The organism is Microvirga pakistanensis, from assembly GCF_004458765.1.
Classification (GTDB): Bacteria; Pseudomonadota; Alphaproteobacteria; order Rhizobiales; family Beijerinckiaceae; genus Microvirga; species Microvirga pakistanensis.
The window spans coordinates 118,862-136,492 of sequence record NZ_SPJX01000167.1; the positions used below are offsets into that span (position 1 = coordinate 118,862).

At 62.5% G+C, this 17,631-nt stretch carries 15 protein-coding genes; 7 read left to right on the forward strand and 8 right to left on the reverse strand.

Annotation, left to right across the window (positions count from 1 at the left end; translation table 11 throughout):
• Position 1: 1 nt before the first annotated feature.
• Positions 2-187, forward strand: a complete 186-nt coding sequence (locus tag E4K09_RS06555; protein ID WP_134495949.1) for a hypothetical protein — start codon at positions 2-4, stop codon at positions 185-187.
• Positions 188-575: 388 nt separating this feature from the next.
• Here the strand turns inward: E4K09_RS06555 and E4K09_RS06560 are convergent, their stop codons facing one another.
• Positions 576-1,235: a YoaK family protein gene (locus E4K09_RS06560; RefSeq protein WP_134495950.1), complete on the reverse strand. Its 660-nt coding sequence runs from the start codon at positions 1,233-1,235 to the stop codon at positions 576-578.
• Between the two features lie 139 nt (positions 1,236-1,374).
• Between E4K09_RS06560 and E4K09_RS06565 the strand changes: the two genes are divergently transcribed.
• From E4K09_RS06565 to E4K09_RS06590, 6 genes are all read left to right on the forward strand, one after another.
• Positions 1,375-3,627, forward strand: coding sequence for a xanthine dehydrogenase family protein molybdopterin-binding subunit (locus tag E4K09_RS06565; protein ID WP_166802197.1), 2,253 nt, complete (start codon positions 1,375-1,377; stop codon positions 3,625-3,627).
• 667 nt (positions 3,628-4,294) lie between these two features.
• Positions 4,295-4,618, forward strand: a complete 324-nt coding sequence (locus tag E4K09_RS06570) for a hypothetical protein (RefSeq protein WP_134495952.1) — start codon at positions 4,295-4,297, stop codon at positions 4,616-4,618.
• A gap of 305 nt (positions 4,619-4,923) precedes the next feature.
• Positions 4,924-6,684, forward strand: coding sequence for a thiamine pyrophosphate-dependent enzyme (locus E4K09_RS06575; RefSeq protein WP_134495953.1), 1,761 nt, complete (start codon positions 4,924-4,926; stop codon positions 6,682-6,684).
• A gap of 90 nt (positions 6,685-6,774) precedes the next feature.
• On the forward strand, positions 6,775-6,984 hold the full coding sequence (locus tag E4K09_RS06580; RefSeq protein ID WP_134495954.1) for a hypervirulence associated TUDOR domain-containing protein: 210 nt from the start codon (positions 6,775-6,777) through the stop codon (positions 6,982-6,984).
• Between the two features lie 121 nt (positions 6,985-7,105).
• The gene (locus E4K09_RS06585; protein ID WP_134495955.1) at positions 7,106-8,290 is read left to right on the forward strand and encodes an SMP-30/gluconolactonase/LRE family protein; all 1,185 of its coding nucleotides are present in this window, start codon (positions 7,106-7,108) and stop codon (positions 8,288-8,290) included.
• A 24-nt stretch (positions 8,291-8,314) separates the two neighbouring features.
• Positions 8,315-9,175 (forward strand): glucose 1-dehydrogenase, encoded by an 861-nt coding sequence (locus E4K09_RS06590; RefSeq protein ID WP_134495956.1) that lies wholly within the window; start codon positions 8,315-8,317, stop codon positions 9,173-9,175.
• A 102-nt stretch (positions 9,176-9,277) separates the two neighbouring features.
• Here the strand turns inward: E4K09_RS06590 and E4K09_RS06595 are convergent, their stop codons facing one another.
• From E4K09_RS06595 to E4K09_RS06625, 7 genes are all read right to left on the reverse strand, one after another.
• Complete coding sequence (locus E4K09_RS06595; RefSeq protein WP_134495957.1) at positions 9,278-11,515, reverse strand: xanthine dehydrogenase family protein molybdopterin-binding subunit; 2,238 nt, start codon at positions 11,513-11,515, stop codon at positions 9,278-9,280.
• Between the two features lie 11 nt (positions 11,516-11,526).
• A complete protein-coding gene (locus E4K09_RS06600) occupies positions 11,527-12,543 on the reverse strand; it encodes an FAD binding domain-containing protein (protein WP_134495958.1) in 1,017 nt (338 codons plus the stop codon).
• Positions 12,540-13,055: a (2Fe-2S)-binding protein gene (locus tag E4K09_RS06605; protein ID WP_134495959.1), complete on the reverse strand. Its 516-nt coding sequence runs from the start codon at positions 13,053-13,055 to the stop codon at positions 12,540-12,542. The genes E4K09_RS06600 and E4K09_RS06605 overlap by 4 nt, the downstream gene beginning before the upstream one ends.
• Before the next feature lie 196 nt (positions 13,056-13,251).
• Positions 13,252-14,049 carry an SDR family NAD(P)-dependent oxidoreductase gene (locus E4K09_RS06610; RefSeq protein ID WP_134495960.1) on the reverse strand — a complete coding sequence of 266 codons (798 nt, stop codon included), beginning with the start codon at positions 14,047-14,049 and terminating at the stop codon, positions 13,252-13,254.
• 20 nt (positions 14,050-14,069) lie between these two features.
• Positions 14,070-14,519: a DUF1440 domain-containing protein gene (locus E4K09_RS06615; RefSeq protein WP_166802198.1), complete on the reverse strand. Its 450-nt coding sequence runs from the start codon at positions 14,517-14,519 to the stop codon at positions 14,070-14,072.
• A gap of 404 nt (positions 14,520-14,923) precedes the next feature.
• On the reverse strand, positions 14,924-15,199 hold the full coding sequence (locus E4K09_RS06620; RefSeq protein ID WP_134495962.1) for a hypothetical protein: 276 nt from the start codon (positions 15,197-15,199) through the stop codon (positions 14,924-14,926).
• Between the two features lie 271 nt (positions 15,200-15,470).
• Positions 15,471-17,159, reverse strand: a complete 1,689-nt coding sequence (locus E4K09_RS06625) for a hypothetical protein (protein WP_244610390.1) — start codon at positions 17,157-17,159, stop codon at positions 15,471-15,473.
• Between the last annotated feature and the right edge of the window lie 472 nt (positions 17,160-17,631).

The window sequence follows — 17,631 nt, forward strand, 5'->3', positions numbered from 1 at the left end:
CATGGCCGAGAAGCGTGACACCAAGCACGATCCTGCTGCCAGCGGCCGCCCAGCCGCTCACCGTCCTGATCATCAGGGTGGCGATGCCGTTCAAAACGCCGAGAAGTGGGGCGGCGGCAGTTCCGGATCCAAGGGTGGAGCCAAATCGTCGCGCCATCAGAATCCGAATTCGAGCCAGAAGACCTGAGGTCGGCACAGGGCTCCTCGCGCCGGGCTTTTCTGGCTGTGTTGCGGCCTCCGAGCTCAAAGGCTTGCTGTACGGCCGCGACATGGTTCACAAATAAGGAGCGGGTCGTAGCCCGCTCCGTATCATGCATGAATCAGTGTCAGCGCTTGCCGCTGCATCGAGAGGTTTGCAGCGGTGCCTCAGTTGCTGCATAGGTTTTGTCTCGACCGACCTCCCATCGAACGCGCCGAAGACCGAGTACCGACATGCGAGCATCCAAGCGGTGTGCCGGCACTGCTCCTGACTGTCCGCCAGTCGAGCCTGAATGTTTCCGCTGTCGGTTGTTGTTGCTGAGGCACGGGGATCCCGACTGGGGAGATCGCAAGCCCTGTGACTGAACCTCGTGTACCTAGGGCTGGTGGATGGTTTCGGTTTTGGAGCTCTCCCACCACTTCCGCATCAATGCCAAGCCGGTTAGCAAGACCGCCGCTGCCAGCGGAATAGCAAGCGCCCAGCGGCTGCTTTGCCCGTGCATCACGACACCCCCTGCTGCCCCTGCCATCAGGCACAGCCAGACCAGGAGGTGCAGAAGCCATTTCCAGCGAGGTCCCCGGCCCAGCACGGCCGCTGCAAGATCCTGGCCTGCACTGAACAGCGTGCCTGTGACATAAGTCGTACCCGCACGAACGCCATTGACCTGCAGCAAGGCTGCATTCTGAGCTCCCATAGCCCCGGCTAAGATCAAGCTCGGGCCATGGAGGCCTCCCCCCTGGTCGAAGAACCAGAATGCAATTCCCAGGAGGGAAGAGACTGTTCCGAGGACTGCCGGCAGGCACCAGCGCCCTGCCAGCAAAGACAGCAGATTGCCTGTGAAGGCTCCGGCAAAGAATGCAGCCACAAGGCCCAAGGGCAGGATGATCGCGGCTTCATCTACCTGCCCGAGGCCGACACCAAGCTGAGTGGTGTTGCCGCTCATGAAGGACGTGTAGAATCCACCAAGCTGCAGAAAGCCGATGGCGTCGACCCAGCCTGCTACGGCCGTAAGAAGAAGTCCGAAGAAAAGCCGCATGACACCTCAGTTCTGCACGAGCGCTTCCCGATCCCGGCCTGGCAACGGTCAGCCATCCTAGGGAACATCCGGCAGCGGCCCTGGTTCTCAGACGGCGCACGGGAGACCGTTTCCAAATGCTTATGCCCAGGAGATGCGGATGCCCGACCGCCCGTTCACCGCACCTCTGATCGGTCCGCCGCTCAACCGGCTTGACGGGCATGCCAAAGTCACGGGATCCGCCCGGTATGCAACGGATCAGGTGTTCGAAAACCTGGCGCATGGCGTCTTTGTCGAGAGCTCGATCACGGCTGGCCGGATTAGGTCCATTGACATAGCACCCGCCCAGGCCGTCGCCGGGGTCCTGGCGATCCTCACTCACGAGAATGCACCTCGCTTGCAGCAGGTTGGCCAGCAAGGCCAGTCCGGACGCCCTGGGCAGTCCCACATGGTCCTGCAGGACGAGCGCATCTTCCATGCCGGCCAGTATGTCGCGCTCGTGCTTGCGGAGAGCATTGACGTTGCAGAATATGCGGCCACGCTCATCCGGGTTGCGTACCAACCTGAAGTCCACCAGGTTCTGTTCGAGGATCATCTCGATCAAGCCTATGAAGCCCCCCGGATCCCCCTCATCGGGACGCCACCGGTCACCTCAGAGCGTGGTGATCCGGACACGATCTATGGCCGAGCGCCTGTTCGCCTCGATCTCACCTACAGGACTCCCGTTCAGCACCACGTGCCGCTGGAAGCGCATGGGACCACGGCCGTTTGGAATGGCGACGAGGTGACGATCCATGACTCGACCCAGCACGTCTATGGCGTGCGAAGCGTCGTGGCGAAGTATCTTGGGATCCCCGAGGACAACGTGCGGGCGATCAGCACCTTTACGGGCGGAGCGTTCGGCTCAAAGGGATCGTCTTGGCCGCATATCACGTTTGCGGCTGTTGCGGCCCGGCAGGTCGGCAGACCGGTTCGGATATGGCTCAGTCGACGACAGAGCTTCGTTGGAGCGGGCCACCGTGCGCCGACCCTGCAGCAGATCCGGATCGGAGCCGACCGGGATGGGCGCCTGCTTTCCCTGGTCCATGAGGCGACGGCCCATACATCGCCTTACGACGAGTTCTGCGATGCCATCGCCGTGACGACACGGACCCTCTATTCGTGCCCCAACCTGCGCACGGCCCATCGTCTCGTGAAGGTGAATATCAACACGCCTACGGCCATGAGGGCTCCAGGTGAGGCGCCAGGCCTGTTCGCGCTTGAATCTGCCATGGACGAGCTCGCACACGCGGTCGATCTCGATCCGCTGGAGCTACGTCTGCGCAACTATGCCAAAACCGATGAGGACGAGGGAAAGGCCTACACCAGCAAGGCCCTGCTTGCCTGCTATGGGGCGGCTGCCGAGCGGTTCGGCTGGTCGGCGCGCCCACGGCAGCCGCGCTCCCTGCGCGACAGCCGCTGGCTGATCGGCCAGGGCATGGCAAGCGCCGTCTATCCTGGGAAGCAGTCCCCGGCGTCCGCCCGCGTCAGACTGCTTCCCGATGGGCGCGCCGAGGTGGCCAGCGCCACGCACGAGCTCGGCACGGGCGGCTGGACAGCCATGACAATGATTGCGGCCGAGACGCTCGGCCTTCCGGTCGACAAGGTCACCTTCCGCTATGGCGACACACACCTGCCCAACGCACCGGTCTCCGCCGGCTCGCAAAGTGTTGCCTGCGTCGGATCGGCCATCAAGCTCGCGGCGGACAAAGCACTGGCGCAGGTGATCGCGTTGGCGGTTGCCGATCCTTCATCGTCACTCTATCAGGCTGATCCTGCGACAGTCGAAGTACGGGGGGCTGACCTCATCGCAAGAGGCTCAACCCAGAAAGAAGCATGGCCAGTCATCCTGACGCGGCTCGGCTCCCGTGGCGCAATCGAAGGGGTCGAAGCGAACGCCACCTACCAGCCACCCAAGCCCGACGAGCGGCCCAACTCGGCTCATGCCTTTGGCGCCCACTTCTGCGAGGTTCGAGTGGCGGAGGACACCGGCGAGGTCCAGGTGTCGCGCTGGACAGCCGGGTTCGGCTGCGGCCGGATCATCAATGCCAAGACGGCGCACAGCCAGCTCATCGGAGCCATTGTCTGGGGGATCGGGATGGCGCTGCACGAGGAAACCAGCCTGGATCCACACCTCGGCCGGTTCATGAATCGGGATCTTGCTGAGTACCTTGTACCCGTGAGCGCGGACATCCCACTCATCGATGCCTTCTTCGTCGAGGAGGACGGTCCGGCGGTTGATCCCATCGGCGCCAAGAACGTTGGGGAGATCGGAATCTGCGGTGCAGCCGCAGCCATTGCCAATGCTGTTTATCACGCAACAGGCAAGCGGGTGCGCGACCTTCCCATCAGGATCGAGAGCATTCTCGGATGACCTATGGACGTACTGGCAATCGTGGGCGCTAGGGCGAAATCCTGGAACATCTGCACGAGGCATCCGTTGGGCCAGTGCTTTTCTTCACTCCACGGCAGGCAGACTCGGAGATCGGCGATGAAGCGATCCGAATTCGACAAGCAAGGAAAAGGTCCCGAGGACTCCCAAAAGGCCAAGCATGGTGGCAATCGCGCAGGCGATCACATGAAGAGTTCCGGTGAAGGGGCAGCCAAGAGCAGCCAGGCGGCTGGAAAGGATCCGCACCGTAGTAGTCGCTAAAGGCATGCTATTATTGCCATGCCGATCCTACCACGACTGGGCGTGATCATGATCACAGCTCCTGCCTTGCGGCAGAACGGCTCGGCGAGACGTGCATGAGGTTGCCGTCATCGCAGCAAATCCGGCGAGCACTGGTTTCCAAGCACACTGAAGGTGCCCCTTCGAAGGAGAACTCCAATGTTCAAACTTATCAGGAATATCGTTGTCCTGAGGCAGGTCTGGAAACTCCTCAGGCGCAAGCATTGAACGCTTGATCTTAGGAAACTGCCGCCTTTCGATGCGACGACTGCTCGAACTCGGGGAACTATGCCATTCTTCCCCTCGCTGAGTCGCAGCCTTCATGACAGCTGATCTTCAGCCGCGGCTACAATATAAAAGGCTTAGTGACATGGGAGGCCAAGGACGGGAAACGCTGGAGCTGGCCTACAAGGAACTTGAGCATGAGCTGCCGGACCGTACGACACGAGCGCTCCGATGGCTGCGGGATCCGAACTCCCGCTGGATCCGCATTCCCATCGGAGGCCTGCTGATTCTGTCCAGTGCCTTATGGTTCCTGCCCGTGCTCGGTATAGAGTTCCTGACGCTTGGTCTCCTGCTCATCGCTCAGGACGTCCCGTTTCTACGAAAGCCGGTGGGACTTGCGGTGATCTGGCTGGTGCGGAAGTGGATCGCCTTGAAGCGGTGGTGGCAAGGCAAACGAAGCCCTGGTTAGATGCCGTGAGATCGAGGCATTGTCACCCTGCTACGTCAAGCCCAATCAAGCGCTGCGCCCCTCGTTCGTCTCAGGACCGCCAACCAATCGGGACGCCTGATCCGATGGCACATCCGCGTGATCAAAGATGAGATAGGCAGCGATGACAGATCTATTCCTCTGGTCCTGCCAGACGGACTCGATCCAAGGACCGGAACAACGCAAGTGCGCACGAGTTCAGCTGTGACGTGACAGGGTCCTTCAAGGGTCTCTCGGCCCATCCTACACCAGTCGAGCTGGCCTACATTTCCAACACGGAGCCTACGATGTCCCGCAACGGAGCCGATGTTCTGGTCGAGAGCCTGATCGCCTGGGGAGTTGACGTGATATTCGGGATGCCGGGAGATGGCATCAACGGGGTGATGGAAGCGATCCGGACGCGGTCCGATCGCATCCGCTTCATTCAGGTCAGGCATGAGGAATCCGCCGCCTTTATGGCCTGCGCCTATGCCAAGTTCACAGGTAAGCTCGGCTGCTGTCTCGCCACCACCGGCCCAGGCGGCATCCACCTGCTCAACGGGCTCTACGATGCCAAGTTCGACAAGGCTCCCGTGCTTGCGATCACCGGCCTGCCCTATCACGATCTCATTGACACCTTCACGCAGCAGGATGTTGACCACACCAAGCTGTTTCAGGATGTAGCTCTCTATACGGCTCGGATCATGAGTCCCATGCAGGTGGAGAACACCGTCGAGCTGGCCTGCCGCATGGCCTTGGCCCATCGTGGTGTTGCCCATGTGGCAATCCCCGTGGACGTGCAGGAGGAGCCGGAGGCGACGGTGAAACCCTCCGACCGCAACGTTCCGCACCACGCCTCCTTCGCGCAGACGCAATCGACCGGGATCCCTGATCCCGACGCCATCGCCCGCGCGGCGGAGATCCTGAACGCGGGGCGAAAGGTGGCGATCCTGGCCGGTCAGGGTGCCTATCAGGCCCGCGACGAGTTGATCCGAACGGCGGAGCTTCTGGGCGCACCTATCGTCAAGGCCTTGCTCGGAAAGGCTGTGGTGCCGGACGATCACCCCCTAACCACCGGCGGCATCGGTCTCCTGGGTACCCGCCCCTCGCAGGAGGCCTTCGAGCAATGCGATACGCTCCTGATCGTGGGCTCGACCTTCCCCTACATCGAGTACTATCCCAAGCCGGATCAGGCTCGTGGCGTGCAGATTGACAGAGATCCGACCCGCATCGGCCTGCGCTTCCCGGCGGAGGTGGGGCTCGTGGGAGACGCCCGGGCTGCACTCGAAATGCTCAACGCGCAGCTCACCCGCAAGGAAGATCGCAGCTTCCTGGAGCAGGCCCAGCAGGGTATGGCCGAGTGGCGTAGGCTGCTGCACGATGCGGTCGAGAAGGACCAGCGCCCCATGAAGCCGGGCCGGATTGCCCGCGATCTCAACGAGCGTCTCGACGACAATGCCATCGTGGCGTGGGACTCGGGGCACAACACCGGCCTCCTGGCACGCTACGTGGAAGCGCGCGGGGAACGGATGTTCTCCGGCTCGGGCCTTCTCGCCTCCATGGGCTGCGGCATTCCCTACGCCATTGCGGCGGCGCTGGCTTTCCCCGGCCGGCAGGTGGTGGCCTTCGTCGGTGACGGCGGCTTGAGCATGCTGTTGGGCGAGCTTGCGACCGTGGTCCGCTACCGGCTTCCGATCAAGATCGTGGTGGTGAAGAACAACACGCTTGGTCAGATCAAGTGGGAGCAGATGATGTTCCTCGGCAACCCCGAATACGAATGCGATCTCACCCCTATCGATTTCGCCAAGGTAGCGGAAGGATTCGGCATTCGCGGCTTCCGGGTCGAGGATCCGCAGCAATCCGGTCCCATTCTCGATCAGGCCTTGGCCGAGCCTGGACCGGCGCTGGTGGAGGCGATCATCGATCCCAACGATCCGCTCCTGCCACCCAAGCGCATGGAGAAATACGCCAAGAACCTGGAGAAGGCCCTGCGGGCCGGCACGCCCGGCCGCGAGGAGATCGAGCGGGCGTTGGCCGAGGAGCCAGCCCACACCATGCTGCAGGGCTGAAAACCCTAACCCCTCGCCACCATGCTCGTCGGAACGCAATCGGCGGGCCTGAGTTGCCGATGGATATCGCTCATCCGGAAGGAACTCGTTATGGCAAAGTCATTGAAGGCCGGCGACAAGGTCTCCTGGGATTCGTCGGGAGGGCACAGCACCGGCAAGGTGGTGAAGAAGCAGACCAGCTCTACGCAGATCAAGGGCCACAAGGTAGCTGCCTCAAAGGACAATCCCGAGTACATCGTGAAAAGCGACAAGTCGGGGAAGATTGCGGCCCACAAGCCGGATGAACTCAAGAAGGCGTGAACGGATCCTGGGCTGCCAATGTGGCACGGCTCCTTTTGGAACGAGGAGGTCCTCACCCGGTTGATGGGCCATGGGAGATGTGCGCGGCACCTCCCCTCCACCGCATCTCACGGGAGGCTCCATGCGCTACGCCCCTCTTCACGCGACGCTTCTGCTTGGCGTCTGCTTATCGGCTTCCGCAGGCTTTGGTTCCGCCATGGCCCAGACATCCCCATCCCAGCCCTTCGAGCAGGTCGCCGCCTTCGAGCATCAGGTGACAGGCGTGGCCGTTTCGCAGGATGGACGCATCTTCGTGAACTTCCCCCGTTGGACGGAGGATGCGCCTGTCTCAGTCGCCGAGGTGATGAAGGACGGTTCCCTTAAGCCTTACCCGGACCAGCGCTGGAACGAGTGGCGCAATGCGAAGAAGGACGAGATGGCGCCGCAGGACCACTGGGTCTGCGTGCAGAGCGTCGTGGCGGACCAACAGGGCAATCTTTGGGTGCTTGATCCGGCAGCCCCGGCTCAGGACAAGGTCGTCGCTGGCGGCCCCAAGCTCGTGAAAATCGACCTGAAGACGAACCAGCCGGGCCAGACGATCTCTTTCTCCGAAGACGTTGCGCCGCAGGGTTCGTATCTCAACGATGTCCGCTTCTCCCCCGACGGGCGCCACGCCTACATCACGGATTCTGGCGTCAAGGGCGCACTCGTTGTGGTCGACCTGCAAAGCGGCAAGGCGCGCCGCGTGCTCGACGGCCATCCGAGCACGCAGGTCGAGAAGGACGTGCAGGTAAAGGCAGACGGTCAGGTGCTGCGTCGCCCTGACGGACGCGGTGTGGAATTTGCCGCCGATGGCATCGCCCTCACCCCCGACGGCCGCCATCTCTACTGGCAGGCAATCAAGGGCAAGACGCTCTACCGGATTGCGACCGACACTCTGGAGAATGCCCAGGCCTCCGACCGCGATGTTGCCGCCAAGGTCGAGACCGTGGGCGAGAACGGTGTCGCTGACGGCCTGCTGATCACGCGTCGCGGCGACAGGATGATCGTGACGGCACCGGAAGAGGATGCCCTCAAGGTGCGTGTCCTCAGCGGCCAGCAGGGCAGCCGCCCGACCATCCTCGTGCAGGACAAGCAGCTGCGCTGGCCGGACAGCCTCGCCGAAGGACCGGACGGCATGCTCTACTTCACCACGTCGCGCATCCAGGACTCGGCCACCTACAAGCCGGATGCCCCCAAGAGCCTGCCGACTCAGCTCTGGCGCATGAGGCTCGACAGCGCCGAAGCGACCGGCTCCCTCAACTCGCCGACGCAGCCGCAGCAATAACGCCCATTTGTAAGGACCGCCACGATGACTCAGGACTTTCCAAAGCCGCCTTTCCCCGACCAGAAGCAGCCTATGCCCGGCAGCAGTGCCGCCATGGACCCGCAGCCGGATTATGGCGAGGAGAGCTACAAGGGCTCCGGCCGGCTGGCTGACAAGAAGGCGATCATCACCGGCGGGGACAGCGGCATCGGACGCGCCGTGGCTCTGGCCTATGCCCGCGAAGGGGCCGACGTGCTGATCAGCTACTACAATGAGGACGAGGACGCCCGCGAGACCCAGCGCCTTGTGGAAGCGACTGGTCGCAAGGCCGTGCTCATGTCCGGCGACATCAAGGATCCGGCCCATTGCCGCGCTATCGTGGACCGCGCCGTGAAGGAATTTGGGCGCATCGACATTCTCGTCAACAATGCTGCCCACCAGGCGAGCTTCACCGACATCGAGGAGATCAGCGACGAGGAGTGGGACGTCACCTTCCGCACCAACATCCATGCGATGTTCTATCTCTGCAAAGCGGCCGTGCCGCACATGCCGGAGGGCAGCGCCATCATCAACACCACCTCGGTGAACGCCGACACGCCGAGCCCGCAACTTCTGGCCTATGCCACGACCAAGGGCGCCATCCAGAACTTCACCGGCGGCTTGGCACAGCTGCTGGCTGAGAAAGGCATCCGCGTGAACTGCGTGGCGCCCGGCCCGATCTGGACACCGCTCATCCCCTCCACCATGCCGTCTGAGAAGGTGAAGGAGTTCGGCTCGCAGGTGCCGATGAAGCGTCCTGGCCAGCCGAAGGAACTCGCATCGGCCTATGTGATGCTGGCGGAGCCGAATTCGAGCTACGTGTCGGGCGCGACCATCGCGGTGACCGGCGGTAAGCCGATCATCTAAGCTCCACAGAGGCGGGCGGATCCAGATCAGTTCGGATCTGCCCGCTTGGTCTGCGATGCCTTAGGATCCACACAAGGTCAGAGCTTTTTCACTGCAAAGACTTCACCCGAGCAGCTTGTCGACGGTGATTGGATACTCGCGGACGCGCTTGCCGGTGGCGTGATAGATGGCGTTTCCGATGGCCGCTGCCGTTCCGACGACGCCGATCTCGCCCAAGCCCTTGATCCCCAGAGGGTTCAGCATCTCCTCATGCTCGGACACGAAGATCACGTCGATATCGTAGACGTCGGCATTCACCGGCACATGGTACTCGGCCAGATTGTGGTTCATGAAGCGCCCGAGATTGTGGTCGAGCATGGACTCCTCCTCCAGCGCCATGCCGATCCCGAACACGACGCCACCGATGATCTGGCTGCGCGCCGTCTTGGGGTTCAGGATGGTTCCTGCCGCGATTGCGTTCACAATGCGGGTCACCCGCACGCGGCCCAGGTCTTCATCGACCTTCACCTCGACGAAGACGGCGGAATGCGAGTAGCCGGAGTGCCGCAGGCTCGTCAGCATGCCGGGACTGGCCTTTTCCTCCGCCTCGATCCGCTCGACGCCACCTGATTGCATGGCTTCGGCAAAGGTGACACCGGCGTTCGGATCGTTCATCAAACAGACTCGCCCATCGGCGAACATCACCTGCTCGATGCTGGCATTGGCGAGAGGCGAGTTGTCCATCTGGCGGGCGTATTTGAAGAGCTGCTCCCGAACCGAGAGGCAGGCATTCTGCACGGCGGAACCTGCGGAGGCCGCTGTCCATGACCCGCCCTGAACGGGTGATTTCGGCAGACTTGAATCGCCGATCTTCGTCGCCACCGCGGCCATGGGCAGGCCGAGGGTCTCCGCGGCGATCTGCGTCAGGATCGTGTAGGTGCCGGTGCCGATATCCGTGGTGGCGGACGCGACCTCGAGGTTGCCGTCCAGGGTGAGAACCGCGCGTGCAGCGGTCTTCTGCATGATGGCTTCCCACACGCCGCTCGCCATGCCCCAGCCGACGAGTTCGCGCCCGTCGCGCATGGAACGGGGCGCGGGGTTGCGCCCGGCCCAGCCAAAGCGCTCGGCCCCGAGCTGGTAGCAAGCGCGGAGTTCCTTGCTGGTAAAGGTCTTCTTGTCGGCTTCGTCCACCTCCGCATAATTCCTCAGGCGAAGCTCGACCGGGTCGATGCCGGCCGCATAGGCGAGTTCGTCCATGGCGGTTTCGATGGCCGTGACACCTAGGGCAGCACCGGGCGCACGCATGTCGATAGGGGTGTAGGTGTCCACCTGTGCCAACTGGTAGGTCAGCTTGACGTTGTCGCAGTGGTAGAGAAGGTTGGACCAGTTCACGACCACCTCCTGGTAATCCTCCCAAGGCGAGGTCGTCTGAATGGCATCGTGCATGATCGACACGAGCTTCCCGTCCGGGTTCGCTCCTAGGGAGATCGTTTGGATCGTCAGCGGCCTGTAGCCGAAGGTGAACATCTGGTCGCGGGTCAGCACCACCCGAACCGACCGCTTGAGTTCGAGCGCCGCCATGACGGCAAGAAAAAGCTGGTACTGAGGCCGCAGACCCGAACCGAAGGCGCCGCCGATATAGGGGGACACGACGCGCACCTGACCGGTGGAGAGGCCGAAGACACTCGACACGTAACTCTGGCTGTTCTGAGCCCCTTGGGTCTTGTCGTGGATGGTGAGCGTGCCGTCTTCCTCGTAGACCACCGTCGAGGCATGGGTCTCCATCGGGTTGTGATGCTCGATGGCCACTCGGTACTCGGCATGGACCTTGACGGGCGCCTGCGCGAAGGCGCCCTCGGCATCGCCGCGCGGACTCGGAGGCGGCTTCACGTTGGAACGTTTCTTCGGCGGCACATAGGCCTCGCTGCGCCTGAGGTCGAGATCCGTCATATGGGCATCGGTCTCGTACTCGACGCGCACGAGGGAGGCCGCATGGGCGGCAAGCTCGAACTCCTCGGCGACAACCAGCGCGATGGGCTGGCCGCTGTAGACGATCTTGTCATCGTAGAGCGGCCGGAACGGTGAGCCTGGAGGTGCGGTCTCGTCGCGGAAATTGCGGTCGAACCACGCCGTCCGGGCCCGGTTCTCGTGTGTGAAGACCTGCAGCACGCCCGGCACGGCGAGCGCTGCGGATGTGTCGATGGACGCGATGCGGCCCTTGGCAATGGCGCTTGAGATGACGATCCCATAGGCGAGATCCGGAGCCTCGAACTCCGCCGCGTACTTCGCCCCGCCCGTGACCTTGGCTCGCCCGTCCACCCGGTTCTGCGGCGTGCCGATGTAAGCGTTTGTCTGCTGCATGGCCTCGTTCCTCACTGAATCCGCTTGTCGGTTTGGGACTGGGGTGTGCCAGCGGCCGCTTGGGACAGAGCCCGAATGATCGCCCGCTTGGCGAGGTCGATCTTGAAGGCATTGTCTTCGTAGCCTCTGGCATCCTTCAGGATGTGGTCGGCGACAGCGGCAAACCGGTCTTCCGAAGCCGGATGCCCGTGCAGCAGGGTTTCGGCTTCAGGATCGCGCCACGGCTTGTGAGCGACGCCGCCCAGCGCCAGCCTTGCCTCCGCAATGGCGTCTCCATCTATCCGCAGAGCGACCGCGACCGAGACGAGCGCAAAGGCATAGGAAAGGCGGTCGCGCAGCTTGAGATATGTGTAGTTCCGGCTGAAGTCGGCCGCCGGAAGCTCCACCGCCGTGATGATCTCACCATGCCGGAGAGTGGTGTCGATCTCAGGATGGTCACCCGGCAACCGGTGGAAGTCGGACAACGGGATCGCCCGCTCGCCATCGGGACCCGTCACGTGAACGACCGCCTCCAAGGCCGCGAGCGCGACCGCCATGTCGGAGGGATGCGTGGCGATGCAGTGCTCACTTGTGCCCAGGATAGCATGAATCCGATTGCGTCCGGTGGCCGCCGGGCAGCCTGTGCCCGGCTCACGCTTGTTGCAGGGCGTGCCCGGGTCGTAGAAGTAGTAGCAGCGGGTGCGCTGGAGGAGATTGCCACCAGTCGTCGCTGAATTACGCAATTGCGCTGAGGCGCCGGCCAGGATGGCGCTGGAGAGCAGAGGATACCGGTCCTGAACGCGAGGATCGTAGGCCGCCTCGTCATTGGTCACCAGAGCGCCGATCCGTAGACCGCCGCTGTCCGTCTCGTCGATCTGGTTCAGCGGCAGGTGCGTGATGTCGATGAGCCTTGCCGGCTGCTCCACATTGTACTTCATCAGGTCAATGAGATTGGTGCCGCCGGCGATGAAGCGGGCCGCCGGATCGGACGCTGCCTCACGCACGGCTTCATCGACGCTTGAGGCCCGCAGGTAAGAAAAGCGGTTCATCGTGCAGCCTCCTCGTTCGATCCGATCACCTGCTCGATGGCATCGACGATGTTGGTGTAGGCTCCACAACGGCAGATGTTGCCGCTCATGAATTCGCGGATCTCGTCGCGCGTCCGTGCCCGGCCCTCTTCGATGAGGGCGACCCCGGAGCAGATCTGTCCCGGCGTGCAATAGCCGCATTGGAAGGCGTCGTGATCGATGAAGGCCTGCTGCAGGGGGTGCAGCACTCCATCCTTCGCCAGACCTTCAATTGTGGTGACGTTCGCGCCATCCTTCATCACTGCGAAGGCCATGCAGGAATTGATCCGCCTGCCGTCAACGATCACCGTGCAGGCTCCGCATTGCCCGTGATCGCAGCCCTTCTTGGTACCGGTCAGGGCCAGATGATCCCGCAGCAGGTCGAGCAGAACAGTCCAGGGCAGCACGTCCATCTGCCTGGCCTCGCCATTAACCGTGAGGGTGATAGCAATTCTCTCGGGCAGGGCTGCCGCGCCACCTTGGCCTGCACTCATCCGGACCTCCTTCGGAACAATGAGCCCAACGGCTCTCACTGGGGATACACTAGGCTGAGGCACAACCGCCGCCTCGCTGAATCGCGGCCGGTTGGCGGCCACACAAGCAGTACTCAGCACGGGAGGTTGTCTAACTACTCGGCTTAGCCAAGGTTCCTGCCGGTCCGCAGGCCACGGCGGACCAGTATGTTGCCGCTCACGCGCCGGCGGAGCCAGGCTCTGCCCTCTTTCGATGCTGCTCGGCCTTGGTTGTCTCCGGCAGGATTTTGTTCAAGGCGCCTTCGAGCTTGGTCTTCATAGAGGCGGCGATCACATGGTCTTTTCCGGCCATCAGCGCCTCAAACCCCTGCCGGGCGACATCAGCCGGATCATTGGTGTGCTTCTCCTGCGAGCCGACCTTGGTGTCGTCCATGCCGGCGCGATGAAAGAAGTTCGTGTCCGTCGGGCCGGGCATGAGAGCCGTCACGGTGACACCCGTATCCTTCAGCTCATTACGCGTCGCCTCGGCAAAGGACAGCACGAAAGCCTTGGAGGCGCCGTAGACGGCCTCGTAGGGAGTCGGAAGCGTGGCCGAAATGGACGCCGTGAACAAAACCCGCCCCTGGCCGCGCTCCACCATGTCCTTCATGATGCGCTTGGCCAGGTGAACGGTCGAGACAACGTTCAGCTGAATCAAGTGAAGCTCGTCCTTGAGGCTCGTCTCGTGGACGAAATCACCGCCGAGGCCGACACCGGCATTGATGGCGATGGCGTCAACCGGACGTCCCGTGGACTTGATGGCCTCATAAAGCGCTTCGACACCCTCGTAGGTGGACAGATCCGCCTGAACGGTTTGCACATCAGCTCCAACGTTTCGAAGCTCCACGGCAGCGGCGTCGATGGCGGGACCGGTTGCGGTGATGAGCAGGTCGAAACTGTTTTGCGCAAACTGCCTGGCAAGCTCCAAGCCGATGCCTCTTGATGCGCCTGTCACGACAGCAAAAGGTTTATTCATAACTCGATTTCCAGGCAGGCTCAGGCCAACAGATTGCGTGTATTGCGCCGCACGACTTCTGCCGTCAGACCAAAGACAAGGTGGGAAGCCAGCGAATAGAGGTGTGTCGAAGCGGGAGACTCCCACGGCGGTCCCGACAAGCCAGCGGCAGGGACGACAGCTTCATCCAGCACGGCGGCGACAGCAACTCCGAAGGGGACACCCGTGCCCGTTGTCACGCGAGGCTCAAGCTCGGCGGCTACGCCATAGAACCCGCCGAGCATCGCGCCGACAACATAATGCACCGCCGGATCGGCTATATCCTTTTGACGCGGAGAGAGGCGATGACGGAGAACATTCTCGGACAACATGGAGGCAGCTTTGACCGTGGTCGGATCGGCGTCGTCATACCCTTGTGTCCTCCTCTTGGGCTTTCGCCGAGGCTCAGCAGGCTGCGTCAGGCGGCCGGCAGCTGACTGGAAGACGTTCATTGCATAGGATGCCGCGAGTCCCGCCACGAGACCAGCCGCGAGACCTCGCAAGATGTCGCCATCTGGATGGTGACCAGCTCTTCCGTCCATTGTCATAAGACTTTCCTTACGAACGCGCCGTTCTGGCAAACGCCATCGCGACAGATCGGTTTCGACGCCTGCTTATCGGCGAAATGCCTGGCACCGCCTCAGACCTTCCCGGTGCATATGATCGAGAAGGTTCCCGCCAATCGTCTTGGCTGAATCGATCAGAACAAGAGAAACAGGAGAATGATGATAGGGATCGGAATGCCGATGAGCCAAAGGAGTGCGCCTTTGAACATGGTAGTCTCCTGGTTTCGTGCGCTGGGGCTGTGGATGCAACTCCGACGCGACCTCTTGGTTCAAGCCGGTGATCTATCGCCTCACTTTGTCTTCAGGTTGGAGAACATCAGCACCTTGCGCTCAAGGTCAAAAGTCGTGTGATCACTCAGACGAAACAGCCTCAACATCGGCTCAAGGTCGTCGGCGTCTGGCTGAAGGATGTATTCCTCAACGCCATTGTCGAGAATAAGCTGGACCGTGAACTTACCCGCCTCGCCGCGCCCCTGCTCGGTCCAGGACGCCTGGATGTCCGTGACCTGCCGCACCTTATAGTGCCGCTCCAATTGCTCCGATTGCCTCTCGTTCTGGTCTGCCATGGTGGGCTCCGTTTGCTGCTGACTGTTGCGAGTTGCGAGGTAGGGCTCGCCAGCCTGTAAAGAGGTGTACATCGGCCGTGTTCCATTAAGTTTTTTCTGACGCCCTTACAGCTCCGACACCGCCTGGTCGTCTCAATGTGCTCACCGAGGGAAAGGTCCGGGAATGGGCAAACTCCCTGGCCTCCAAGACAGGGGATCGCGTTCTGACCGCGACGGACCAGCCTCGCTCCGACAAATCTGCGCGATGCTCATATCATCTGCTCGTCGCGGTTCAGATCGAGAGCTCCTCGATGCTTCGCGGCTCCGTTGCGGGGCGGCCGTTCTCCTGGCGGCGTGCATTGCCTCGGATCTCGTACGCCTTCAGGCGCGCGCGCATGATTGAGCCGAGCGGCCGGTGAGCGGCCAGGCTGTGCGAGGGACAGAACAGCAACTCCTCGTCCAGGGATTGGCGCTTGGCGTCGAAGGCATCCTGCGGTGGCAGGACCAGGCGGGCGACGGGCCGATACGGGCTCTCCTCCTCCGGCCACTCGACATTGGCATTCTCCACCGGCATGCGCTCCAGATCGGTGCAGAGCTGAATGCCGACTTCGTATTCGGCCGGGTTGTCGCGGAAGTACTCCACAACGGCCGTTCGAAGACCGTTCTCGTCAGCGGGCGTGAAGCCTGCTCTCACCAGTTCGTTCAGGCGGGGCATGTCGGGCCGGACCCGGAGCTTGGCGATGTAGTCGCCATAACGGAACGGGCATTGGCTGTAATAAGCCTCTGCCAACGGATGGTTGAATGGGTGACCGTAAAAGTCGAGGTTGGCGCTGTCCAGTCCGACCGCGTTGAGCGCTGCATTGGCCACGCGGGATGTCGTTGAGACCGCTTGCTTCACGCCCTCCGGCAGCGGCATGGCCGCTTCTGTCGCGGTGATCTGGGCCAAGAACACCTTGGCGGTGGGAGCGATGAACACCTTGCCGGTGTCGAGCACCCAATCCTGGGTCACCTCACCCTGATGGCCGGGCAGCATCTCGCCTTCCACACCGATGACTTTGAGCGCCATGCCGCGCGGGGTGGACACCCGGCGGTCGTCGAGGAACTCGCCCGGCACCTGGGCGAGGCGCACAACAACCGGGTAGGTCCGAGGTGCCGCAAACAACCCCTGACGCAGCTCGGAGGGTAAATTCTCCAGAACCCGCAACTCGCCCCGCACAATCCCGTGCGCCTTGGCATGCGAGGTGCGGACAGAACGGCCGTAGCGCTCCCGCGTGGTCCGGCCACCGCTGGCCATCACCTCGATGATCCTGTCGGTTGTCTCCTGTTCGTCCGGCCCGATCTCCTCGACATCGTCTCGGTAGCGAACGAAGGAGGGCTTTGCCGTGGAGCGTCTCTGATCATGCCCTTTCCTTGAAGGCAGCCGTGGGTCGCGAGTGTCAAAGGATACGGTGAAGGCCCGGCAGAGGGCATCGGTCACAAGGCCATAGGCCAAGTGGGCGACAAGGCCGCGGGCGTGGGCGGTCCAGGGATAATCCTGCGGCCTGCCGGACAGGCCCAGAGCGGCATTGATCCCTTCGTCCTTGATGAGAAACAAGCCCAGCCCGAACAGGCTGCCCCTGCCCGCATCGAGGTAGCCGATGCGCCCGCGCAGGGCGCCATAAAGCGCCCCGGGCACCATGCCCAGCCCGTAGTGCACGGCGAGGCCGGCCGTATCGAGCTGGCGTCGCGTCAGGGTCTGTCCGGCCCGGTCTGCGGTTTCCACGGCCACAACTTGGGCCGGATCCATGCCTCGGGGACGGGCCCGCCGGGTCTGCTGGCGTGTCCGGCTGTTGTCGAGGCCACCCCGGAAGTTGAACCAGTCGATGCGGTCCATCACCCAGACGGCCGCCAATCCTGCCGCCGCGCCTGCCAGGGCATCCAGAACGATGTCCGCGGATCCGGAAGAAGGTGCGTCGGCTCGGTCTCGTGCGGGTTGTGGCATGACAGGTCCTTCCCGTGGTGGTGCGCCTGTGAGCGAGGACCACGCGTGGGTCTCGCGCCCTGACCTCCAATCGGAAAACGCATCGAGTGTTCCAGCTTCGCCATTCGTCAGTATGCCTGTTCGCACAGCACATGGTGTCGGAACCGAGGCTGCGGCCGGTCATTGACGACGGAGGCAGCCTCCGGCCCGATCCCGGCAAGCAGTTCCGGATCGCTTCGATGGTCCAAGAGACGATGTATCAGTGACAGTTTTAGATCCAGCGTCACCCGCTCATAGGAGGAACTCCCTCTGGGCCGCAGTTGATCGTGCTCCGGCCGATCTAACGACTCCAATGGATCATCCACTGCCAATCCCATGACCTCTAGGAACGTCCGATATTCCTGGCGAGAACAGACTCTGGATTTGCTTCCGAGAGATGCCAGGAGGCGACATTTGGATTTTACGCCGTATCTCCTCCCGTCTCTCCCCCAAG

Excerpts from the sequence above, each read along its gene's own strand:
- E4K09_RS06555 (WP_134495949.1), top strand. The coding sequence starts at position 2 with ATGGCCGAGAAGCGTGACACCAAGCACGATCCTGCTGCCAGCGGCCGC.
- E4K09_RS06560 (WP_134495950.1), bottom strand. The coding sequence starts at position 1,235 with ATGCGGCTTTTCTTCGGACTTCTTCTTACGGCCGTAGCAGGCTGGGTC.
- E4K09_RS06565 (WP_166802197.1), top strand. The coding sequence starts at position 1,375 with ATGCCCGACCGCCCGTTCACCGCACCTCTGATCGGTCCGCCGCTCAAC.
- E4K09_RS06570 (WP_134495952.1), top strand. The coding sequence starts at position 4,295 with ATGGGAGGCCAAGGACGGGAAACGCTGGAGCTGGCCTACAAGGAACTT.
- E4K09_RS06575 (WP_134495953.1), top strand. The coding sequence starts at position 4,924 with ATGTCCCGCAACGGAGCCGATGTTCTGGTCGAGAGCCTGATCGCCTGG.
- E4K09_RS06580 (WP_134495954.1), top strand. The coding sequence starts at position 6,775 with ATGGCAAAGTCATTGAAGGCCGGCGACAAGGTCTCCTGGGATTCGTCG.
- E4K09_RS06585 (WP_134495955.1), top strand. The coding sequence starts at position 7,106 with ATGCGCTACGCCCCTCTTCACGCGACGCTTCTGCTTGGCGTCTGCTTA.
- E4K09_RS06590 (WP_134495956.1), top strand. The coding sequence starts at position 8,315 with ATGACTCAGGACTTTCCAAAGCCGCCTTTCCCCGACCAGAAGCAGCCT.
- E4K09_RS06595 (WP_134495957.1), bottom strand. The coding sequence starts at position 11,515 with ATGCAGCAGACAAACGCTTACATCGGCACGCCGCAGAACCGGGTGGAC.
- E4K09_RS06600 (WP_134495958.1), bottom strand. The coding sequence starts at position 12,543 with ATGAACCGCTTTTCTTACCTGCGGGCCTCAAGCGTCGATGAAGCCGTG.
- E4K09_RS06605 (WP_134495959.1), bottom strand. The coding sequence starts at position 13,055 with ATGAGTGCAGGCCAAGGTGGCGCGGCAGCCCTGCCCGAGAGAATTGCT.
- E4K09_RS06610 (WP_134495960.1), bottom strand. The coding sequence starts at position 14,049 with ATGAATAAACCTTTTGCTGTCGTGACAGGCGCATCAAGAGGCATCGGC.
- E4K09_RS06615 (WP_166802198.1), bottom strand. The coding sequence starts at position 14,519 with ATGAACGTCTTCCAGTCAGCTGCCGGCCGCCTGACGCAGCCTGCTGAG.
- E4K09_RS06620 (WP_134495962.1), bottom strand. The coding sequence starts at position 15,199 with ATGGCAGACCAGAACGAGAGGCAATCGGAGCAATTGGAGCGGCACTAT.
- E4K09_RS06625 (WP_244610390.1), bottom strand. The coding sequence starts at position 17,159 with ATGCCACAACCCGCACGAGACCGAGCCGACGCACCTTCTTCCGGATCC.